The 21158-nt window shown below is 71.8% G+C and carries 20 protein-coding genes; 11 read left to right on the forward strand and 9 right to left on the reverse strand.

The features are described from left to right. Positions 1–11: 11 nt before the first annotated feature. The 3 genes from ABZS58_RS20815 to ABZS58_RS20825 all read right to left on the reverse strand — a co-directional run bounded on the left by ABZS58_RS20815 (position 12) and on the right by ABZS58_RS20825 (position 2455). Complete coding sequence (locus ABZS58_RS20815; RefSeq protein WP_354783758.1) at positions 12–401, reverse strand: PLD nuclease N-terminal domain-containing protein; 390 nt, start codon at positions 399–401, stop codon at positions 12–14. Between the two features lie 139 nt (positions 402–540). Continuing rightward, positions 541–1140: an MBL fold metallo-hydrolase gene (locus ABZS58_RS20820; RefSeq protein WP_354783760.1), complete on the reverse strand. Its 600-nt coding sequence runs from the start codon at positions 1138–1140 to the stop codon at positions 541–543. Between the two features lie 10 nt (positions 1141–1150). Beyond that, entirely contained in the window at positions 1151–2455 is a 1305-nt protein-coding gene (locus ABZS58_RS20825; protein ID WP_354783762.1) for a DUF2252 domain-containing protein, read from the reverse strand. Positions 2456–2601: 146 nt separating this feature from the next. On the opposite strand from ABZS58_RS20825, the gene ABZS58_RS20830 reads away from it, so the two are divergent. Both ABZS58_RS20830 and ABZS58_RS20835 read left to right on the forward strand, forming a co-directional pair. Further along, entirely contained in the window at positions 2602–3432 is an 831-nt protein-coding gene (locus ABZS58_RS20830) for a hypothetical protein (protein WP_354783764.1), read from the forward strand. 283 nt (positions 3433–3715) lie between these two features. Next, a complete protein-coding gene (locus ABZS58_RS20835) occupies positions 3716–5026 on the forward strand; it encodes a hypothetical protein (protein WP_354783766.1) in 1311 nt (436 codons plus the stop codon). On the opposite strand, the gene ABZS58_RS20840 is transcribed toward ABZS58_RS20835, so the two are convergent. Both ABZS58_RS20840 and ABZS58_RS20845 read right to left on the reverse strand, forming a co-directional pair. After that, positions 4989–5351 carry a nuclear transport factor 2 family protein gene (locus ABZS58_RS20840; RefSeq protein WP_354783768.1) on the reverse strand — a complete coding sequence of 121 codons (363 nt, stop codon included), beginning with the start codon at positions 5349–5351 and terminating at the stop codon, positions 4989–4991. The two genes, ABZS58_RS20835 and ABZS58_RS20840, sit on opposite strands and share 38 nt — an antisense overlap. Positions 5352–5429: 78 nt before the next feature. Then, the gene (locus ABZS58_RS20845; RefSeq protein ID WP_354783770.1) at positions 5430–6206 is read right to left on the reverse strand and encodes a hypothetical protein; all 777 of its coding nucleotides are present in this window, start codon (positions 6204–6206) and stop codon (positions 5430–5432) included. A 389-nt stretch (positions 6207–6595) separates the two neighbouring features. On the opposite strand from ABZS58_RS20845, the gene ABZS58_RS20850 reads away from it, so the two are divergent. The 6 genes from ABZS58_RS20850 (at position 6596) to ispH (ending at position 13497) form a co-directional block, all read left to right on the forward strand. Continuing rightward, a complete protein-coding gene (locus ABZS58_RS20850; RefSeq protein WP_354783772.1) occupies positions 6596–7213 on the forward strand; it encodes an L-threonylcarbamoyladenylate synthase in 618 nt (205 codons plus the stop codon). A gap of 449 nt (positions 7214–7662) precedes the next feature. Next, positions 7663–8046 (forward strand): VOC family protein, encoded by a 384-nt coding sequence (locus ABZS58_RS20855; protein ID WP_354783774.1) that lies wholly within the window; start codon positions 7663–7665, stop codon positions 8044–8046. Positions 8047–8321: 275 nt separating this feature from the next. Further along, positions 8322–9749, forward strand: a complete 1428-nt coding sequence (locus ABZS58_RS20860; RefSeq protein WP_354783776.1) for a family 2B encapsulin nanocompartment shell protein — start codon at positions 8322–8324, stop codon at positions 9747–9749. Positions 9750–9753: 4 nt separating this feature from the next. After that, on the forward strand, positions 9754–11130 hold the full coding sequence (locus ABZS58_RS20865) for a family 2B encapsulin nanocompartment shell protein (protein ID WP_354783778.1): 1377 nt from the start codon (positions 9754–9756) through the stop codon (positions 11128–11130). A gap of 4 nt (positions 11131–11134) precedes the next feature. Next, a complete protein-coding gene (locus tag ABZS58_RS20870) occupies positions 11135–12544 on the forward strand; it encodes a polyprenyl synthetase family protein (RefSeq protein ID WP_354783780.1) in 1410 nt (469 codons plus the stop codon). An 11-nt stretch (positions 12545–12555) separates the two neighbouring features. After that, positions 12556–13497, forward strand: coding sequence for a 4-hydroxy-3-methylbut-2-enyl diphosphate reductase (gene ispH, locus ABZS58_RS20875; RefSeq protein WP_354783782.1), 942 nt, complete (start codon positions 12556–12558; stop codon positions 13495–13497). A 37-nt stretch (positions 13498–13534) separates the two neighbouring features. Here the strand turns inward: ispH and ABZS58_RS20880 are convergent, their stop codons facing one another. After that, positions 13535–14851: a hypothetical protein gene (locus ABZS58_RS20880; RefSeq protein ID WP_354783784.1), complete on the reverse strand. Its 1317-nt coding sequence runs from the start codon at positions 14849–14851 to the stop codon at positions 13535–13537. Between the two features lie 106 nt (positions 14852–14957). On the opposite strand from ABZS58_RS20880, the gene ABZS58_RS20885 reads away from it, so the two are divergent. Together ABZS58_RS20885 and ABZS58_RS20890 are read left to right on the forward strand one after the other, a co-directional pair. Then, positions 14958–15371 carry a hypothetical protein gene (locus ABZS58_RS20885; RefSeq protein WP_354783786.1) on the forward strand — a complete coding sequence of 138 codons (414 nt, stop codon included), beginning with the start codon at positions 14958–14960 and terminating at the stop codon, positions 15369–15371. An 8-nt stretch (positions 15372–15379) separates the two neighbouring features. Next, on the forward strand, positions 15380–17590 hold the full coding sequence (locus ABZS58_RS20890) for a germacradienol/geosmin synthase (RefSeq protein ID WP_354783788.1): 2211 nt from the start codon (positions 15380–15382) through the stop codon (positions 17588–17590). Between the two features lie 51 nt (positions 17591–17641). On the opposite strand, the gene ABZS58_RS20895 is transcribed toward ABZS58_RS20890, so the two are convergent. Continuing rightward, positions 17642–18874, reverse strand: a complete 1233-nt coding sequence (locus ABZS58_RS20895; protein WP_354783790.1) for an MFS transporter — start codon at positions 18872–18874, stop codon at positions 17642–17644. Positions 18875–18945: 71 nt separating this feature from the next. Between ABZS58_RS20895 and ABZS58_RS20900 the strand changes: the two genes are divergently transcribed. Further along, positions 18946–19893, forward strand: coding sequence for a helix-turn-helix domain-containing protein (locus tag ABZS58_RS20900; protein ID WP_354783792.1), 948 nt, complete (start codon positions 18946–18948; stop codon positions 19891–19893). Between the two features lie 4 nt (positions 19894–19897). Here the strand turns inward: ABZS58_RS20900 and ABZS58_RS20905 are convergent, their stop codons facing one another. Both ABZS58_RS20905 and ABZS58_RS20910 read right to left on the reverse strand, forming a co-directional pair. Further along, a complete protein-coding gene (locus ABZS58_RS20905) occupies positions 19898–20587 on the reverse strand; it encodes a nucleotidyltransferase domain-containing protein (RefSeq protein ID WP_354783794.1) in 690 nt (229 codons plus the stop codon). 31 nt (positions 20588–20618) lie between these two features. Then, positions 20619–21155, reverse strand: a complete 537-nt coding sequence (locus tag ABZS58_RS20910) for an adenine phosphoribosyltransferase (RefSeq protein WP_354783796.1) — start codon at positions 21153–21155, stop codon at positions 20619–20621. Positions 21156–21158 lie beyond the last annotated feature (3 nt).

Genomic DNA, 21158 nt, shown 5'->3' on the forward strand with positions numbered 1-21158 from the left:
GTTCCCGCCCCTTACTCGGGGCGTTCCTCACGGCGGCGCAGTTCCTCCTCGCGGCGGCGGAGGTCTGCCTCCCACTTGCTGAACATCTCCTCGTCGTCGCGGCGGGTCCGGGCGACCTCGCGCAGGAACGCGGGGTCGTCGTCCGGGGCCATGGCGCGCGGGCGCTCCCGTTCGGGGAAACCGCTGCCGGGGCGCCACGTGCCGCCCGCGGGCACCGCCTGTGGCCGGCCCGCGACGTACCAGGCGATCCACCCGATCGGGGAGAACAGCAGGATGATGAACACCCAGGCAACCTTCGGCAGGTTGCGCACCCGGTCCTCGTCGGAGGACAGGCAGTCGATCAGCGCGACGACCAGCATCACCAGATCGATGAGGAACAGCAGTCCGTAGAGGCGAATCACGCCGGACATCATGGCAGCCCCCGCCGCCGTTGTCTGTCCCGCCGACGGGACGTTCCGATTGTCGTTTTCTGATCGGCCTTTCGCCTGCCTGCCCTGCCTGCGTCTGCCTGCGTCTGCCTCCGGCTGCCTTCAGATGCCTTCAGATGCCGGATTCGGCGGCGATGGTCGTGTCGGTACCGTGGCCGGTGTGCACGACCGTGTCGCCCGGGAGGGTCAGCAGGCGGGTGCGGATCGACTCGAGGATCGTCGGCTTGTCCGAAAATGATCGGCCGGTGGCGCCGGGGCCACCCTGGAAGAGGGTGTCGCCGGTGAAGACCACACCCAGCTCCGGCGCCGACAGGGACACGGCGCCCGGGCTGTGACCGGGAGTGTGCAGGACCGTCAGGTCGGTGCCGGCGACCGTGATGACCTGGCCGTCCTGCAGGGTCGCGGACGGCCCGACGGCGGGGTGGCGCATGTGCCACAGCGGCAGATCCTCCGGGTGCAGCAGGATCGGCGCGCCGGTGCGCAGCGCCACCTCCGGGGCGGCGTCGATGTGGTCGTCGTGGCCATGGGTGCAGATGATCGCGAGCAGGTGCCGGGAGCCGACGGCGTGCAGGATCGCGTCGGCGTCGTGGGCGGCGTCGATGACGACCGCCTCGTCGTCGTCGCCGACGATCCACACGTTGTTGTCGACGTCGAACGTCTCGCCGTCCAGCGAGAACGTGCCTGATGTGACCAGTCGTTCGATACGCGCCATGCCCTTATGTTTACAGCCCCGGGAACTTCCCGTTGCGGAAGAGGTCGACGAAGATCTGGTGGTCGGCGCGGGCGCGGGCCCCGTAGTCGTGCGCGAAGTCGACGAGCGAGGCGACGAACCCGTCCTCGTCGCGGTCGATCGCGGCGACGATCGCCTCCTCGGTGGAGAAGTTCACCAGGTCGTGGCTGGACTCGTCGTCGGCGACCGAGTGCATACGGGCGGTCGCCCGGCCCAGGTAGCCGACCACGCTGGTCAGGTCCGGCAGCTCGTTGACGTCGCTCCAGTCGAGGTCCGCGGCGTACGGCGACACCTCCGCGACGACCTGCCCGACACCGCGCAGCTGGGTGTAACCGGCCCACGAGTCGGCGTGCGCCTGCAGGGCCCGCTGCGACTCGCTCGTACGGTGGCCCTGGTGCTTGAAGTACGCCGTGACCTTCGGGTCGGTGATCCACCGGGACACCGCCGGGGTCTGCCCCTGCTTCATGTAGATGATGACGTCGTTCTCCAGGGCCTGCGTGTGCCCTTCGAGCAGCACGTTGTAGGAGGGCAGTCCGGCCGACCCGATGCCGACACCCTTGCGCATCACGACGTCCTTGATCGTGAAGCGCGGCGACCGCGACCCGTCCCACGACGGCAGCGTCGGCAGGTACTGCTCGAACGCCGCCTCGACCTCCTGCCGGGTCGGCTCGTCGACCGCGTACACGCCGTCGATCATCGCGAACCGCCGGTCGTAGTCCTCGATCACCGTCTGCTCGTCGAGCAGGGCGACGCGCGTGTTGAGCCTGGCCCGGTGCAGCACGTCGCGCAGCACACCCTCCGTGGTGTCCAGCGTCAGCGACCCGATGGCCTCCTCGCCGCCGGCGGCGATCGCGCGCAGCTCCTGCACGTACGTGCGGCCGTAGTCGCTGACGAGGTCACCGATCACCGTGTCGGACAGGGCCTTCGCGTAGCCGATGAGCGCGACGCTCGCCGCGAACCGCTTCAGGTCCCAGATGAACGGCCCGACATACGCCTCGTCGAAGTCGTTGACGTTGAACACGAGGATGCCCTCGGAGTTCAGGTACGTGCCGAAGTTCTCCGCGTGCAGGTCGCCGTGGATCCACACGGCGGAGGTCCGCTCGTCGAGGAACGGGTCCGGCACGCCGTTGAGGTCGGCGTAGTAGACGCAGGCGCTGCCCCGGTAGAACGCGAACGGCGTCGCCGCCATCTTGCGGAACTTCCGGCGGAACGCGGCGGGGTCCTGGGCCATCAGCTCGCCGAACTCGGTGACGAGCACGTCGACCAGCTGATCGGCCCGCTGCTGGGAGTCTTCCATTGATCAACCGTATGCACACGCCCGCTCCGCCGCGCACACAATGGCGCAATCACGACAGGCTGCCGGGCCCTGGCCATTCGTACGTTCGGCGGTCAGCACACCCTGCCCCCGTCCTCTACGCTTCCGGTCTTGTGACCGTCGTGCCGATGCCATGCGTCCGCTTCGGCCGACCCGGCTACGCCCCCGCCGCCGGTGCTGGCCCTGCTTCGGGCGACGGCGCCGGTGCTGGCCCTGCTTCGGGCGACGGCGCCGGTGCTGGCCCTGCTTCGGGCGACGGCGCCGGTCCTGGCCCTGCTTCGGGCGACGGCGCCGGTCCTGGCTCCGCTTCGGGTGCCGGCGACGGTCCTGGCCCTGCTTCGGGCGACGGCGCCGGCCTTGGCTCTGCTTCGGGCGCCGGCGGCGGCCTGCTGTGCGCCACGCACGGCGGTGTCCCGGACGCCGCCGCGGTCGAGGCGCTGGTCGCCTTCGGCCGCCCGTCCAGGTTGTGGCAGCACCTGACCGCGGTCTTCCTGGCGGCCGGCGCCGTGCATTCGATCCTGCAGGTCGTCAACATCTGGGCCCTCCACCGCGCCGACGCCGCTGCCGACACCTCGGCACCGGAGCCTCAGGCCGCCGACGCCTTCCGGCTCGCCACCGACATCGGCTCGGCCGCGCGCGACGGACTCTGGGCGTACCTCCTGGTGTTCCTGCTCTGGTTCCTGATGATCAGCGCCACCGCCACCCGCCTGGGCCTCGACAGACGCACCACCCTGCGCCACTGGACCCTGCTCGTATGGCGCGTCGCCCTCGTGCCGACCCTCGTCTTCGCGATCCTGTCGGGCCGGCCCTCACCGACCGACTGGGAAACCGTCCGAGCGGTCAACCAGAACGCTGTCGCCTTCTCCGCCTTCCACCTCCTGACAACGGCCCTCCTGATGACCTACGTCGCCGTGGTCTGGCGCCGCCTCCGCCCAACACCCCTGCCGGCCCTGCCATGACCCCCGCCGGTCTGTCAGCGACACTTCTGCCCGAACGTGCTGTGACAGCTCTGCTCAGCCCTGCCGCGAACCCAGCCAGCCTTGCCGTGTCTGCTCAGTCCTGCCGCGAACCCGGCCAGCCTTGCCGTGACCTCCGCCGGCTTGTCTGGACCTCCTTCGTTGGGCCTGCTGCGACCCCTGCCGTGCCTTCCGCCGTGCCTCCCGTCGCGCCCACGGCTGCGCACTCTGTCCGCCCTCTGCCGCGCCCTTGGCTGGGCGTGCCGTGGCCCCGGCCGGACGCGCTATGAGTCCTGTGGCCCGCTGGCTCCTGTACGTCACCGCCTCGTACGTCGCCCTCCTCGCCTCCGTGTACGGCCTGGCCACCGCCTCGACACGGAAGGCAGCCCCGTCCCCGGTGACGCTCGACGGGTTCCCCGACCGGGTCGACGCGCCATGGCCGTGGACACCGACGGTCCAGTCGGCGCCGGTCGAGGCGGTCCCGGTCGCGGTCGGCGGCAGCACCGCAGGACTGCGCAACCTCCTCACCGACACCGAGGGCAGCGTCTCGTTCGTCGACGCACACGGCGGCCAGCGCATTCTCGACGTGCCCTTCGAGTCGGCCGTCCCGGGCGAGTCACTGCTCCTGTCGCCGGACGGCACGATGGTCGCCTACCCGCAGGACGCCCTCGACCCGACCGTCGCCCCCTCGAACGCCATCGCCGTGCGCACGCTCCGCGACGGGCATGTCCGCCTCCTTCCTCTGCCCAGGTCCCCCACCGGGTCCGTGACGCCTCTGGCCTGGTCGCCCGACCAGTCCCGCCTCGCGGTCTTCAGATCCGACTCGTCTGTTGGCGTCCTTTCGCTCGGCACCGGCTCGTACACGATGCTGCTTCCCTATCCGGCCGGCCTGCTCTCCTCGCCGCGGACCCCGGTCGTGGCCGCGTTCTCGTCCAGCGGCACGCTCGCCGTCCAGCTCGGCCCGCAGGTCTGCACCGGACCGGGCCAAGCAACGTCGACAGCTGAGGCATGGAGCCCGCGCTGCTTCACGCTCCCGGCCGGCCAGCGCCTCGCCGGCAAGGGCGCCTTCACACCCGACGGCGGGTCCCTCGCCGTCGTCTCCGACGCGGGTCGCGACTCCCGCATCGCCTTCGTCTCAGCCACTGACGGTGCCCCTGCTGAGGGCACGATCCACCTGTACGCCGTCACCACCGTCCGACTCATCGGCTGGTGGGCCGACCGCGCGCTGGTCGTCGCCTTCCGCCCGGAACCCGTCACCGACATCGGCCCGGACGGCGACGAGCAGTCCTACGCCCCGACCGACTACGGACTCGTCCGCCGTCTGTCGATCCTCGCCGTCACCCCGTCGTCGTCCTCGTCGCAGCCTCCCCGCTCCCAGGAGCTGATGATCCTGCCCGACCAGATCCTCTCCATCGACATCGCCGACGGTGCCCTCGCCGCCGGTCGCACTACTCCCGGCCACCCGGCCCCCGCATGGCCCGCCCGCCCGGGCGTGCTCACCGCGCTGATCGGGCTCCCGGCCGCGCCGCTCGCGTTCGTCGTCTTCCTCGCCGGCGCGATCAGGCTGGCGCGGGCTGCTGCATCCACCACTCCGTGAACTCCCTGCACTGCCCGACCGTGTCGAGCCGGATCAGCCACAGGTTGCTGTACACCCGATCGGGATATGCCGTCACGCCCTGCACGACGCTCAGCTCGGGCCCGACCGTCACCGGATGCCACGTGAACGTGGTCTCGCCGGGCGCGTCCCGCCGCGCCAGCCACTGCTTCACGATCGTCTCCCGTCCCCGCCATGGCTCCTCGAACGGCGCCGTGTAGTACGCCGCGTCCTCCGCGAAGAGGTCGCCGATATCGGCGGGATCGTTGCTGTTCCACGCCCGCACGTAGCCCGAAACCCAGCCGGTCACAGCCTCCAGATCCGTCATGCCACCTTCCTACTCCTTCCCCGGCTTCGATGCGCCGCCCGCGACCGGAAATCGACGATGCGTGGTGGACCCGTCGCTTTACGTCGAAGTCGACGGCTCGCGCTGGACGCCGCCGCGTGCACCCATGACGATGGATGCAGGCCGCTTTCGGGCGGGACATGCCACCGGGGCGCGGGGGGTCGGGGCGTGCGACAACAACACCTTCACCATCTTCTTGAGCCGCCGGCGCGCGCCGCTGGCACGGCCGTCGTCGAGCCGATCGACTGGGATGCGAGGCTCGCCGCCATGCTGGCCGAGCGGCAGCGGGGGCGTGAGGAGCGGGCGCGCGTCCGCGCCGAGTTCGCCGAAGCCCGCCGCCACGGGCTTGCCGCCCGGCACAAGGCCAAGCTCGCGCGGCTCCGCACCGCCAGGACAGTCGCCGAGCTCGACCGCGAGGCAGCTGCCCGCGCGGCCTCGGCGCGGGCCGTCGCGCCCCATCCTGTCCGCGACGGCTCGCGCATCGTTGCTCCGCCCGTTGCTCCGGTCGTCGGTCCGCCATTTGCTCCGGTCGTCGGCCCGCCCGTCGGTCCTCCTGTTGCTCCGCCCGTCGGTCCTCCTCCTGTTGCTCCTCCTGTGCCTCTGCCCGTTGCTCTGCCCGTTGCTCTGCCCGTTGCTCCGCCCGTTGCTCCGGTCGTCGGTCCGGTCGTCGGTGCTCCGCCTGTTGCTCCGCCTGTTGCTCCGCCTGTTGCTCCGGTCGCCGACGGCGCGCCGGCGGAGGGTGCGGTCCGACCTGCGCCGCGTGTGGCTGTGGAAGCAGGGACTGCCGCGGCTGCGTCGGGCAAGCCTGCGGAGCTTTTCGTCGGCGGTGCGCTCCACGTTGCGGAGGAAGCGCGGCCTGCGGCGGAGGGTGCCGGAGTAACAGAGCCGCGGCCTGCGGTGGAGTCTGAGACGGATGTGCGAGTGGACTCTTCGAGTCCTTCGCGACGATTGGGTCGGCGGCGCGGCAGCAGCGGGTGTGGTGGCTCCGGCCGGCACAAGGCGAGGTGTGGAGAGCCGGGGTGGCATTTGAGCGGTGAAGGTTCGGGGGTGGGGGAGACGCGTTCGAGCGCTGAGGTGCGGCGGGTTCGTGGTTGTGCGATCCGTGGGCCGTAGGTCGACGTGTGTGGCGTCCGGGCAAGGGTGCTGGCGGCCATCGCGCAGTCGCGATCCGGGCAGGGTGCATGCGGTGTGACGGCGGTCGGGGGTCGGGCGCGTACGCTCTGGTCGTGGCCAGGTTCCTCGACGTGCATCCGGACAATCCACAGCCGCGGCTGTTGCAGCAGATTGTCACCGTGTTGCGGGATGACGGGTTGATCGCGTATCCGACGGACTCCTGCTATGCGCTGGGGTGTCAGCTGGGCAGCCGGCCTGGGCTGGAGCGGATCCGGGACATCAGGAAGCTGGACGACCGGCACCACTTCACGTTGATGTGCCGGGACTTCGCGCAGCTCGGGCAGTTCGTGCAGATCAGCAACTCGGTGTTCCGGCTGGTGAAGGCGGTGACGCCCGGGAGTTACACGTTCATCCTGCCGGCGAGCCCTGAGGTGCCGCGGCGGTTGCTGCATCCGAAGAAGCGGACCGTCGGAGTGCGGATTCCCGAGCACACGGTGACGCAGGCGCTGCTGGCGGAGCTCGGCGAGCCGCTGCTGTCCAGCACGTTGCTGATGCCTGGGCAGGACGAGCCGATGACGCAGGGGTGGGAGATCAAGGAGATGCTCGACCACCAGGTCGAGGCGGTCATCGACGGCGAGTGCGGCGTCGAGCCGACCACCGTCGTGGACCTGTCCGGCGACGAGCCCGAGATCCTGCGGGTCGGCGCCGGCGATCCTTCCCGATTCGAGTAACGCCACCCCGGCAGATTCGAGAACACCGCCCAGCGGACAGGACCGCCTTCCGCTCGCTTCGAGGAGACGAACCGGCAAGCAGGGCCCGGGAATCAGTCCCTGAGAGTCAGGGCCCAGGGTCAGTGCTGGGCTGAGTGCGCCGGGCTGGGCTTTGTCGGGCTGAGTGCGCCGAGGTGGGCATGCCGGGATTGTGGAACGGGGACTGGTGGGCGGGGCGGACTGGGTGGCGCTCGTGGTGGATGGCCTGACTGGTCGGCTCTGAGTGGTGGTGGGGGAGTGCTTCCCGGGGAAGTCGGCGGGATTCAACGGGCGGCGCGGTGGTTTCGGCGGGTCAGGGCCGGCCTCCTCGTTGTCGCCGGTCGTGGCGGTGTCAGGGCGGATGGCGGGGATGGTGGGGCGCCGAGAGCGGGAAGGGCGGCGTGGGAAAGGGGAAGGGACGGTGGGGAGCTGTGCTGCATCACGTTGAGGTTTGGGTGCCGGAGCTGGGGCGGGCGGTGTGGAGCTGGGGGTGGTTGCTGGGGGAGTTGGGGTGGGTGCCGTACCGGGAATGGGCGGTGGGGCGGAGCTGGCGGTTCGGGGAGACGTACATCGTCGTGGAGGAGTCGCCGGCGGTGAGTGCCGCGAGGCATGAGCGGTGCCGGCCAGGGGTGAACCATCTGGCGTTCCATGTGTACGGGCGGGAGCGGGTCGACGCGATCGTCGAGGCGGCGCCGCGGTACGGGTGGGGACTGCTGTTCCCGGAGCGGCATCCGTATGCGGGTGGGAGTGGGCACTACGCGGCGTATCTCGAGGATGGCGCCGGGTTTGAGGTGGAGCTCGTAAACAGCCGGTGAACTGTCGTGGACCCGACAGTTGCTGGTGGTGGGAATGTCCTGCGCGGGGCGGGGAATGGCGCTACCGATGGTGCCTGAAAATTGCCTGACCATTTTTGGTTTATCGCCCGATCGGCCAGGTCCGACGGCATACTTGAACCGTTCACATGGACCGCGGAAGTGGCCGGACCCCGCGAGCGATCCGAATCCCCTTGAATTGCATCTCCGTCGCCGATGAGTCGTGCGGCGGTTCAACCGTGTCCATCGGCGTCGAATGCGTGATTGGGAGCAAAGAAATGACTCTGCTGGAATCCATCGGATCGAATGCGCAAGCCAATGACGAACAGGAGCAGCGGCGGCTGAGCCTCAGCACCGGTGCGGCGCGGAACCTGGCGACGACGACCAAGTCGGTGCCGCAGATGCAGGAGATCACCTCGCGGTGGCTGCTGAAGATGCTGCCGTGGGTGCAGGCGGGCGGTGGTGCGTACCGGGTGAACCGCCGGCTCAACTACGCCGTCGGCGACGGGCGGGTCACGTTCATCTCCACCGGTTCGCAGGTCCAGGTCATCCCGCAGGAGCTGGCGGAGCTGCCGGCGCTGCGCGGGTTCGAGGACGTCAACGCGCTGCGTTCCCTCGCGGACCGGTTCGTGCAGCAGGAGTTCGCGCCCGGCGACGTGATCGTCACCAAGGGGCAGCCGGCCGACCGGGTGTTCCTCATCGCGCACGGCAAGATCAACAAGATCGGCGCCGGTGAGTACGGCGACGAAACCGTGCTCGGGGTCCTGGCCGACGGTGACCACTTCGGCTCCGAGGTGCTGACCGGTGGCGCCGGGACCTGGGAGTTCACCGCCAAGGCATTGACCAGCTGCACCGTCCTGGCATTGTCATGGCAGGCGATGCAGCAGCTCAACGGGCAGGCCGACTCGCTGCGCGAGCACATCCGCCGGATGCAGAACCAGCCGCAGAAGCCGCAGAACAAGCACGGCGAGGCCGCCATCGACATGGCGTCGGGACACGAGGGCGAGCCCGTCCTGCCCGGCACGTACGTCGACTACGAGGCGTCGCCGCGCGAGTACGAGCTGAGCGTCGCGCAGACCGTCCTGCGGGTGCACACCCGGGTCGCCGACCTCTACAACAAGCCGATGGACCAGGTCGAGCAGCAGCTGCGGCTCACCATCGAGGCGCTGCGCGAGCGGCAGGAGCACGAGCTGGTCAACAACCGCGACTTCGGGCTGCTCCACAACGCGGCGTACGACCAGCGCATCTACACCCGGACCGGCCCGCCGACCCCGGACGACATGGACGAGCTGCTGTCGCTGGTGTGGAAGGAGCCGACGTTCTTCCTCGCCCACCCGCGCGCGATCGCCGCGTTCGGCCGCGAGTGCAGCCGGCGTGGCGTGTACCCCGGCAACATCGACCTCGGCGGCCACCAGGTCCCGGCGTGGCGCGGCGTCCCGATCTTCCCGAGCAATAAGATCGAGGTGAGCGACACCCGCACCACGTCCATCATGCTGATGCGCGTCGGTGAGCAGCAGCAGGGTGTCATCGGCCTGCACCAGACCGGCATTCCCGATGAATACGAGCCCGGCCTTTCGGTGCGTTTCATGGGTATCAGCGAGCAGGCGATCATCTCGTATCTGGTGAGCGCCTACTATTCCGCCGCGGTCCTGGTGCCGGACGCGCTCGGCATTCTCGAAAATGTCGAGATCGGGCGGGAGAACTGAAGCCGTGAAAACTGAGGAAGAGATGCAGAGCAGCCTCAGTACCAGGGCCGCTCGTACCATTGCGACCACCACCAAATCCGTCCCGCAGATGCAGGGCGTCACGCCCCGCTGGCTGCTGCGGATGCTGCCGTGGGTCGAGGCGGAGGGCGGCACCTACCGCGTCAACCGGCGGCTCAGCTACACCGTCGGCGACGGCCGGATCACCTTCACCAACACCGGCTCGCAGGTGCAGGTCATCCCGCAGGAGCTGCGGGAGCTGCCCGCGCTGCGGGAGTTCCCGGACGACTCGGTCCTGCACCAGATGGCCGAGCGGTTCGAGCAGCTGGAGCTCGGCCCCGACGAGACCGTGGTCACCGCCGGGCAACCCGCCGACCGGGTGTTCCTGCTGGTCAAGGGCAAGGTCCGGCAGCTGGGCATCGGCGAGTACGGCGACGAGACGCTCCTCGGCGTGCTCACCGACGGCGACTTCTTCGGCGACGGCGTCTTCGAGGGCACGCTGAACAGCTGGGGCTTCACGATCCGCACCAGCACCCCGACGACGCTGCTCGCCCTGCGCCGCCAGGAGATCGACCGCTTCCGCGAGCAGTCCGCGTTGGGCGCTCATATCGCAAGGAAGACCGAGAAAGACAACAAGAAGCAGAACAAGCACGGCGAGGCCGCGATCGACCTCGCGGCGGGTCACCAGGGCGAGCCCGTCCTGCCCGGCACGTACGTCGACTACGAGACGTCGCCGCGGGAGTACGAGCTCAGCGTCGCCCAGACGATCCTGCGCATCCACACCCGGGTCGCGGACCTCTACAACCAGCCGATGAACCAGTTCGAGCAGCAGCTGCGGCTGACCGTCGAGGCGCTGCGCGAGCGGCAGGAACACGAGCTGATCAACAGCCGCGACTTCGGCCTGCTGCACAACGCCGACCTGCGGCAGCGGATCGCCACCCGCACCGGGCCGCCGACCCCGGACGACCTCGACGAACTGCTGTCTAGGCGGCGCAAGTCGCGGCTGCTGCTCGCCCACCCGAAGGCGATCGCGGCGTTCGGCCGGCAGTGCAACAGCCGCGGCCTGTACGCGCCGACGATCGAACTCGAAGGCCGGCAGGTCCAGTCGTGGCGCGGCGTGCCGCTGCTGCCCTGCGACAAGATCCCGATCAGCGACCGGGGGACGAGCTCGATCCTGGTCCTGCGGACCGGCGCCGACGACCAGGGCGTGGTCGGCCTGCGCCGCACCGGCATCCCGGACGAGGTCGAGCCGGGGCTCAACGTGCGGTTCATGGGCATCGACGAGCACGCCGTCACGTCGTACCTCGTCAGCACGTACTACTCCGCCGCCGTGCTCGTCCCGGACGCGCTCGGCATCCTCGAACACGTCGAGATCGGAGGCTGACCGGATGGTCGCAGCCCAGGTCGTCACCCAGCCCGTCCATGCGCCCAGGCCGGCGGGCGAGGTCCTCGCCGACTGCCGGGACCGCGTCGCGCCCGCGCTGCGCGCCGCCGTCGACACGCTGCCGCCGTCGATGCGGCACATCGCCGGGTATCACTTCGGCTGGTGGGACGAGCACGGCCGCCCCGTCGACGCGGACCCCGGCAAGGCCCTGCGGCCCGCGCTGGTCATGCTCAGCGCGGCCGCCGTCGGCGGCGACCCGCGGGTGACCGGCGACGACCGGTCCGGTGTCGGCGACGGTACGGCCGGCGGGCAGCCCACGGCCGTCGTGCGGGGTGCCGTTGCCGTCGAGCTGGTGCACAACTTCTCGCTGCTGCACGACGACGTCATGGACGGCGACGCCACCCGCCGGCACCGGCCGACGGCGTGGAGCGTGTTCGGCACCAGCGCGGCGATCCTGGCCGGCGACGCGCTGCTGGCCCTGGCGATGGACACCCTGGTCGCGTGCGGGCACCCGGCCGCGACCAGGGCGACCGGGATGCTCGGCGCCGCGGTCCAGCGGCTCCTCGAAGGACAGAGCGCGGACCTGGACTTCGAGCGCCGCGGCGACGTCGACGTGGAGGCGTGCCTGGCGATGGCCGCTGCGAAGACGGGGGCGCTGCTGGGCTCGGCGTGCGCGATCGGCGCCCTGCTCGGCGGCGGCCGGCCGGCTCAGGTGCTGCGGCTGGCGCAGTTCGGCGAGGATCTGGGCCTGGCGTTCCAGTTCGCCGACGACCTGCTCGGCATCTGGGGCGACCCGGCGACGACGGGCAAGCCGGTCCACTCGGACCTGCGCAGCCGCAAGAAGTCGCTGCCGGTCGTGGCCGCCCTGACCTCGGGTACCCCGGCCGGCCTGGAGCTCGCCGCGTTCTACAACGGCCCGACCACCGGCCCCGGCGGCGGCCCAGGCACCGGCTTCGGCAGCGCCTCAGGCTTCGGCGGCGGCCCAGGCACCGGCTTCGGCAGCGCCTCAGGCCCCGGCGGCGGCCCAGGCAGCGGCTCCGGCGGCGGCGCGGGCGCTGGCTTCGGCGGCGGCGAGGGCGGCGGCCCGGACGCAGGTGGCGGCGCGGGCAGCGGCGGGGCCGGCGTCGACCCGGGCGCAAGCGGCAGCGCGAGCACCGGCAACGGCCCGAGCACAGGTGTCGGCGTCAGTACAGGCGTCGGCGTCAGTACGGGGGAGACCGGGGCATTGCCGGAGGCGCTCGTGAGCCGGGCCGCGGGACTCGTCGAGGCGGCCGGTGCGCGGATGTGGAGCCAGGGCCAGGCCGACCAGCTGCTCGGCCGGGCCCTGGACGCCCTCGCCGCCGCCGACGCCGACCCGCGCGTGGAGGCGGAGCTCGACGCCGTCGCCCGGTTCGCGACGCGACGGGACCGGTAGCGGTGACGGTGATGGGGCGCACGGTCCTGCTCGCGGCGCCGAGGTCGTTCTGCGCCGGCGTGGAACGCGCGATCGAGGTCGTGGAGCGGGTCCTCGCGGAAGATGAAGCCGACGCCGACCGGCCCGTGTACGTGCGGAAGCAGATCGTGCACAACCGGCACGTGGTCGCCGACCTGGAGGCGCGCGGCGCGGTCTTCGTCGACGAGCTCGACGAGGTGCCCGACGGCGCGACCGTCGTGTTCTCCGCGCACGGCGTCGCGCCGCAGGTCCGGGCGGACGCCGCGGCGAGGTCGCTGCGGGTCGTCGACGCCACCTGCCCGCTCGTCACGAAGGTGCACGCCGAGGCGCGCCGGTTCGCCGGCCGGGGCGACACGATCGTGCTCGTCGGGCACGCCGGGCACGAGGAGGTCGAGGGCACGCTCGGCGAGGCGCCGGACAGGACCGTCCTCGTCGAGACGGCCGAGGACGTCGCGCGGCTGCACATCGAGGATCCGCTGCGGGTGTCGTACCTGACGCAGACGACACTGGCGGTCGACGAGGTCGGGGAGGTCGTCGACGCGCTGCGGGAGCGCTTCCCCGCCCTGCGGGGACCGGGATCCGACGACATCTGCTACGCGACGACCAACCGGCAGGAGGCGGTGGCCGCGGTCGCCCGCGACGCCGACCTGGTCCTGGTCGTCGGGTCCGCGAACTCGTCGAACTCGGTCCGTCTCGTCGAGCTGACCCGCCGCCTCGGCACGCCGGCGCACCTCATCGACGACGCGTCGGAGATCGACCCGGCGTGGCTGGCCGGCGCGCGGGTCATCGGCCTGTCCGCGGGCGCCTCGGCCCCGCCCCGGCTGGTCGAGGAGGTCATCGACGCGCTGCGCGCCCTCGGCCCGGTGACGGTCGAGGAGCGCCGCGTCGCCGCCGAACACCAGCAGTTCTCCCTCCCGTCAGCGATCCGCACATGACGCGAAAGGAGACGCCGCAGGCAGCACCCAGGGCAGGTCAGCGGCGGCGGCGGAACAGCCGGGTCATCGCCACCGCCGCGACCATGAACCCACCGATGACGGGAATGAACCGCTTCCCGACCGGAGCGGTCCGCGACGCCGGTGCGGCGACAGGCTCGGCGGGCCGCACGTTCGACCTCCGCTCGGACGGCGAGGCCGCCGGTGAGGCCGACGGCGGCACCGGAGACGGTGAAGGCGTCGCCCTGCGCACCAGCGGCCGGGGCTTCGGCGACGGCGGCACCACCGGCGCCACTGACGGCGGCACCACCGGCGCCACTGACGGCGGCACCGACGGCGGCACCGACGGCGGCACCGACGGCGGCACCGACGGCGGCACCAGGGACGGCAAGGGGGACGGCGCAACGGGTCTGCCCGCGACGGACGGCCGCGGCATCGGCGACGGGACGACAGGCGCCGGCAATGGCACGACCGGCACGGGAACGGGCACCCCGGCGGCGCGGGCGACCGGGCAGGCGGTCGCGTCCGACGACGTGACCGAGCCCAGGTCCATGAGCTTCACCGCCCGCGCCGGATCCGGCAGCGGAATCCGGAACAGGGCGCTGCCACCCGGCCCGTGCCCCGTCCCCGGCCCCGCGCCGGGCCCCGCCGTCCGGTTGAACAGCGCGGTCAGCGTCCCGTCCGGGTGCAACGCCAGACCGCCGTACGCCGACGCGCCCGGCATCGACACCGGCAACGGCGTCATCGTCGTCCTTGCGCCGACCCGCACGAGCTGCGCCCGGCCACCACGCGCCGCGACGGCCAGGAGGTCCCCGCTGCGCGGCTCGACGACCCAGTCCCCGACGTACGGCAGCGCCGGCAGCTTCCGCGCCGGCAGCAACCGCAACGCGTCCGGCGCGACCTCCGCCGGCCGCAGCGCCGAGGCGGTCCCGACGAGCAGCCGCACCCGCCCGCCTTCGGTGCCGACCGTGCCGCCGTACCCGCCGGACAGCGGATATCCGGCCGCCCGCCGCGTCCCGGGCACCGCGCCCAGGTCGGTGACGCGCCCGTCGCCGGCGACGCGGACCACGTGCGGGCTCGCCGGCAGCTTCCGCCCGACGCGCGAGGTCGCCAGCCCGAACACCGTGCCGTCGTCCGCGCAGCCGATCGCGTTCACCGAGTACCCGAGCGGCGTGCGCGTCACGGTGCCCGCGGACGTGACCCGGTGCAGCGTCGACCCGTCGTCGCCTGGCGCCTGCGACACCCACACCAGGCCCTCCGGCAGGGCGGCGGCCGGCGCGGCGAACGCGGGAGCGGGCAGCGCGGCCCAGCACACGCCCAGCGCTGCGATGGCCGTACACCAGCGGAACGCACGCATCGAAGACTCCCTACAAAAGCCGCAAAACGCATGATCACCCTAACCGGGGGAGCTCCGGTGAACGGTGAGATCCTGATCGGCGGCCTGATCGTCACGGCGGGTCGCCGTGGCCGTCGCGATCGCCGCAGGCCTTGCGGTGCAACGGTTCGTGCCGGTCGAGGACCGGCAGGAGAACAACGACGTGGCCGGGATCGCATTCGCGATCATCGGTGTCCTGTACGCCATCCTCATGACCTTCGTGATCGTCAGTGTCTGGGAGGCCGGGGACGTCGCGCAGGACAGCGGCCGCGCCGAGGCCCGCGCCGTCGTCGACCTCAACCACTACGCCGACACGCTGCCCGCCGCCGAGAGCGCCACGATGCGGGAGCTGACCGGGCAGTACGTCCGCATCGCCCTGCTCGCCGCCATGTCGGCGCTGATGCTGTTCGCCGTCTACGAGCTGGAGTTCCCGTTCCAGTGCGGCGAGAGCGTCACCGTCGACGTGTTCACCGATGTCGTCGACGACGGCACAGCACGTTAGGAAGAACAGTGACTCAGCAGCCGTTCACCCTTCCCGATTTCTACCAGCCGTACCCGGCCCGCCTGAACCCGAACCTGGAGGGTGCCCGCACGCACACCAAGGCGTGGGCGCGCGACATGGGCATGCTGGAGGGCTCCGGCATCTGGGACAGCCACGACCTGGACGACCACGACTACGCACTGCTGTGCGCGTACACGCACCCGGAGGCGTCCGCGCAGGCCCTGGACCTGGTCACCGACTGGTACGTCTGGGTGTTCTTCTTCGACGACCACTTCCTCGACGTGTTCAAGCGCACCCAGGACACGCGCGGCGCCGAGACCTACCTGGAGCGGCTGCGCATGTTCATGCCGCCGCACGGCGCGGTCACCGAGGAGCCCACGAACCCGGTGGAGAAGGGTCTCAAGGAGCTCTGGGAGCGCACCGTGCCCGCGATGTCCGCGGACTGGCGGGCCCGCTTCGTGCACAGCACCCGCGCGCTGCTGGAGGAGTCGCTGTGGGAGCTGGCGAACATCAACGCCGGCCGCGTCTCCAACCCCATCGAGTACATCGAGATGCGGCGCAAGGTCGGCGGCGCGCCCTGGTCGGCGAACCTCGTCGAATACGCCACCGCCGCGGAGATCCCGGCGCGCGTCGCGCACAGCCGCCCGCTGCGCGTCCTGAAGGACACGTTCGCCGACGGCGTGCACCTGCGCAACGACCTCTTCTCCTACGAACGGGAGACCCAGCGGGAGGGCGAGCTGGCCAACTGCGTGCTGGTCCTGGAACGCTTCCTCGGCTACGGGCCGCAGCAGGCCGCCGAGAAGACCAACGAGATCCTGACGTCGCGCCTGCAGCAGTTCGAGCACGCCGTGCTGACCGAGCTGGATCCGCTCTTCACCGAGCACGGCCTCGACCCCGCCGAGCGGCTGCGGGTCCTCAGGTACGCGCAGGGCCTGCAGGACTGGCAGGCCGGCGGCCACGAGTGGCACATGCGCTCCAGCCGGTACATGAACAGCGAGGTCCGCCCGGCCGGCCGGTTCACGCTCGGCGGCCCGATGGGGATCGGCACGGCCGCGGCCCGGCTCCGGTCGCTGTCCAGCAGCGTGCGGGTGCGGCACTACGACCTCAGTCCCTTCCGGAAGGTCGGCCCGCTGCAGGTCCCCGACCTGTACATGCCGTACCGGTCACGGCAGAACCCGCATCTGGAGTCCGCGCGCCGCGGCGTCGTCGACTGGTCCCGGGCGATGGGCTTCTTCGACGTCGTGCCGCGCCCCGCCACGCCCGCGGTCAAGGCGCCGTCGGTGTGGACGGAGCGGATGCTCACCGGCTACGACTTCGCGGTCTGCGCCGGCGCGCTCAACCCCGACGGCACCGAGGACGAGCTGGCGCTCGGCACCCAGTGGCTCAGCTGGGGCACCTACGGCGACGACTGGTTCCCGCAGCTCTACGGCCCCACCGGCGACCTCGGCGGCGCCCGGGCGACGGTGGCGCGACTGAAGACGTTCATGCCCCTGGATCTGGTTTCCGCCGGTGTACCGCGCAATCCCCTCGAACGGGGCCTGGCGGACCTGTGGCCCCGGACGGTCGCGCCGATGGGGGCCGGGCACCGGGCCCAGTTCCGCGAGACGGTCGACGTGATGCTCGACAGCTGGGTGTGGGAGCTGCAGAACCAGCACGAGCGGCGCATCCCGGACCCCGTCGACTACATCGAGATGCGGCGGCGGACGTTCGGCTCGGACCTGACCATGAGCCTGAGCCGGTTCAGGACCGGCCGGCAGGTCCCGGCGGAGGTGTACGAGACCCGCCCGGTCCAGAACCTGGAGGCCGCGGCGAGCGACTACGCGTGCTTCGTCAACGACCTGTTCTCCTACCAGAAGGAGATCGAGTTCGAGGGCGAGCTGCACAACATGGTGCTCGTCGTGGAGCACTTCCTCGACATCTCCCGCGAGCAGGCCGCTCTGGTCGTCCGGGACCTGATGACGGCGCGGATGCGGCAGTTCGAGCGGATCGTCGCCGTCGAGCTGCCCGCCCTGTACGAGCACCTGCGCCTGCCGGCCGCCGCGCGGGCCGGCATCGACACGTACGTGCGGCAGCTGCAGGACTGGATGTCGGGCATCGTCCGCTGGCACGAGGACTCCGACCGCTACGACGAGTCCACCCTGCTGCGCGCCGAAGGTGCTCCTCCGGCGGCCACGGTCCGGATCCCGACGGCGCCGAAGGGGTTCGCGCGGGCCCGGTAACGCACCGGACACGATGACGGCTCCCGCGCCGCCGCGTTCCCGCTGTGGCGGCTACGCGGCGGCCCGGCGGAGGCGCCGGACAGGGGGGATGAGCAGGACCGCGGCGCAGACGGCGATCGTGACGGCCGTGGACAGCAGCAGCAGGTCGCGGGGGGCGACGACGGACGCGGCCGGGCCGACCAGGGCCTGGCCGACCGCGACGCCGGAGACGGAGCCGGCGACCTCGTAGGCGGTGACCCGGTTCAGGACGTCCGGCGCGACCAGGGTCTGCACACTGGTGGACCACATCACCGACCAGAACGCCCAGGAGAAGCCGCCGAGGACGTGACCCGCGACGAGGACGCCGAGGGCTGGCTCCAGCGCCACCGACAGCGGGACGGCGGCGAAGCCGATCAGCGCGACCCCGCCCGCCGCCAGGGGCCGGGCGGGGCGGAAGCGGATGGCGACGAGCCCGCCGAGGACGGTGCCGCAGCCGAGGGCCGCCATCGTCCAGCCGTACGCGGCGTCGCCGAGCCGCTCGCCGATGAGGCGGGAGCCGAGCGGGATGTACGGGCCGAAGACGAACAGGCCGAAGAACACCCAGACGAGGATCACCGACCACATCCAGCTGCGGGACCGGAACTCCGTCCAGCCTCGCCGCAGGTCGGCCAGGACGCCGGACGCGGCGCGCGCCACGGCGGGTGCCCGGCCGACCAGGATCAGGCACCCGCCGCTGAGCAGGAAGGTGGCGGCGTCGACCGCGTACACCGCGCCCGCCCCGGTCAGCGTCATCAGCACACCCGCGAGGACGGGCCCGCCGAGCTGCGTCGCCGCGTCGGCGATCTTGAGGGTGCCGTTGGCCCGCTGCGGGTCCTTCGCGACGAGCGGGACCATCCCGTTGACGCCCGGCTGGAACATCGCCGCCGCCACCCCGGCGAGCGCCGAAGCGGTCAGCAGCAGCCACAGCGGTGGGGTACCGGCGAAGAACGCGACGGCGACCGCGCCCTGCGTGAGGGTCCGCACCACGTCGGCGCCGATCATCATCGTCCGCGCGCCGACCCGGTCGGAGAAGACGCCACCGAACACCACGAACAGCACGAACGGGGCGGTCCAGACGGCAAGAACGTACCCGACCCCGGACACCCCGTAGATCGCCCCGACGGCGAGCGCGGCGGCGACCGGCATCATCGCGTCGCCCAGCAGCGACACCACCCTGGCCGCGAAGTAGAACGAGAAATCCCTGGTCCACAGCCGGGGTACGGGGCCGGTCACCGACGCGCGGGTGATGACCGCGGTACTGTCCATGATCGCAATTCTGGCCGTGGCCGGGTCCCCGCACAGGCGCCCGTGGCGACATCATTGGGTACATTCGTGCCATGCTCGAAGGGCCCAACCGCGTCGTCGCCCTCCTCGGCCCGGACCAGGAGATGTATCCGGTGACGTGCGCGTCCGCGGTGTTCGGCGACCACGGCCCCGACATCCCGCGCCACTACGACTTCCGGCTCTGCGCCGAGCGGCCCGGCCCGATCCGCACCACGATGGGCGTCGACGTCGTCGTGCCCGCCGGACTGGAGGCCCTGGCCGCCGCCGACACGGTCCTCGTCGCCGGGTGGTGCCCCGGCCCGGACCTGTCCGCCGAGCTCGGCGACGCGGTCCTCGCCGCGCACGGCCGCGGCGCCCGGATCGTCGCGATCTGCTCCGGTATCCACGTCCCGGCCCGCCTCGGCCTGCTCGACGGGCGGACCGCCGCCGCGCACTGGGAGGCGACCGGCGAGCTGAGCCGGCACTACCCGAAGGTCCGCGCCGACGCCACCGTCCTCTACGTCGACCACGGCGACGTCGCCACCGCCGGTGCCACCGCGACGACCGTCGACCTGTGCCTCAACCAGGTCCGCCGCGAGCACGGTGCGGCGCTCGCCATGCGCATCGGGCGGCAGTTCGCCGCGGCCCCGCAGCGGGAGGGCCACCAGCGGCAGTTTCCGGCGCTGCCGACCACCGGCCCGGTCCCCGACTCCCTGGCGCCGCTGCTGGACTGGATCGCCGCGCACCTCGACCGGCCGCTGACCCTGCCGGACCTGGCGGCGCGGTCGGGGCTGTCGCCGAGGACCCTCAACCGGCACTTCCACGAGCAGCTCGGCATCTCACCCGGCCGGTGGCTCCTCGACCGGCGGATCGCCAGCACCCGGGCCCTGCTGGAGGAGACCGACCTGCCCGTGGAGACGATCGCGGCCCGCGTCGGGCTGTCCTCCGCCGTCAATCTCCGCCGCCGCTTCCGGGCCGCCCTCGACACCACCCCGGCCGCCTACCGCAGGGCGTTCAGGTAGGCGTTCAGGTAGGCAGGAAGGCGGCGCGGACACGCAGCAGCCAGTCCTCGGCGACCCGCTCGTCCGGCTCGGCGGGCAGCACGCCCGGTGTCGCGTCGAACTTCGCCTCATAGCCGGCCAGCATCGCGCGGGCCGACTCGATGTCGCCGCCGGCGACCCGCTCGCCGAAGTCGAGGAAGCGCTGCGGGTCGTCGAGCCTGATGACGATCTCGCCGGTGGTGTAGGCGGTGTATCCCTGCCAGCACAGCCGCAGGAGGTGCCGGGCGTGCTTGGCGGTGCGGTGCCGGGTCTCGGAGGAGAACGAGCCGTCGCCGCGGGACTCCAGCTTCCGGAACTGCTGGGTGGCGTAGCCGAGGTACGCGTCCCGGATCCGCTTCGCCGACAGGAACGAGGCGCGGATCGCGACGAGCTCGTCGCCGAGGGGCGTGCGCGTCTCGTACAGCTCCCGCGGCAGCCACATGAGCTCCGACACCGTCGGGTTCCCGCCGAGGGCCAGCGACGCGTACTTGCGCGCCTCGTGGAACGTCACGTCGGGGTGCGAGGTGACCCGCGACGCGGCCGGCTGCCGCAGCCCGTGGAACGCGACGGTCGGCGCCGCGAACACGCCCAGGCGGTCGATGTCGGACCCGGGCCCGGCCAGCCCGTAGGCGGTCGACCCGACGATCCCGGCGAGCAGCACGTTGTCCGGCGTCATGATCCCAGTGTCCCGGACGCGTCACCCGGTTTCACAGCTCCTCCGCCCGCAGCAGCGCCCGCACGCCGAGCAGCTCGCGCATCCCGACGTCGGAAAGGTCGTCGACGACGCACACGGTGCCGAGGAACTCCGCCCCCGCCTCGAGGACCATCTCGCGGGTGGCCGCGGCCTGCACCCCCTGCTCGATCCAGTCGTCCACGCACACCACGCGGTCGCCGGGCCTGACGAGTCCGCGCCGGAAGCTCATGATCCCGCCGCCGTCATGGTACGAACCGGGCAGCGCCCGACGCAGGTAGGCCGGATCCGTGCCGAGCGCGACGCGGTCGTTCTTGCGCACCTCGACCAGCCCGACCCCGAGGTGCGCGGCGACGAGCACCCCGACGAGGCTGCCCCGCGACACCGGGCCTGCCACCAGCGTCGGCGCCCCCGGCACGAGGGCGGCCAGGGCCGCCGGCAGGTCCCGCAGCACCACCGGGTCCCGCCACCACTCGGTCACGTCCGCGTAGGAGACGTCGGGCCCGCCCCGCCAGTGGAACCCGACCTTCAGCCGCCCCGCGAGATCGACCACCGG

The organism is Dactylosporangium sp. NPDC005555 (assembly GCF_040605635.1).
Taxonomy (GTDB): domain Bacteria; phylum Actinomycetota; class Actinomycetes; order Mycobacteriales; family Micromonosporaceae; genus Dactylosporangium.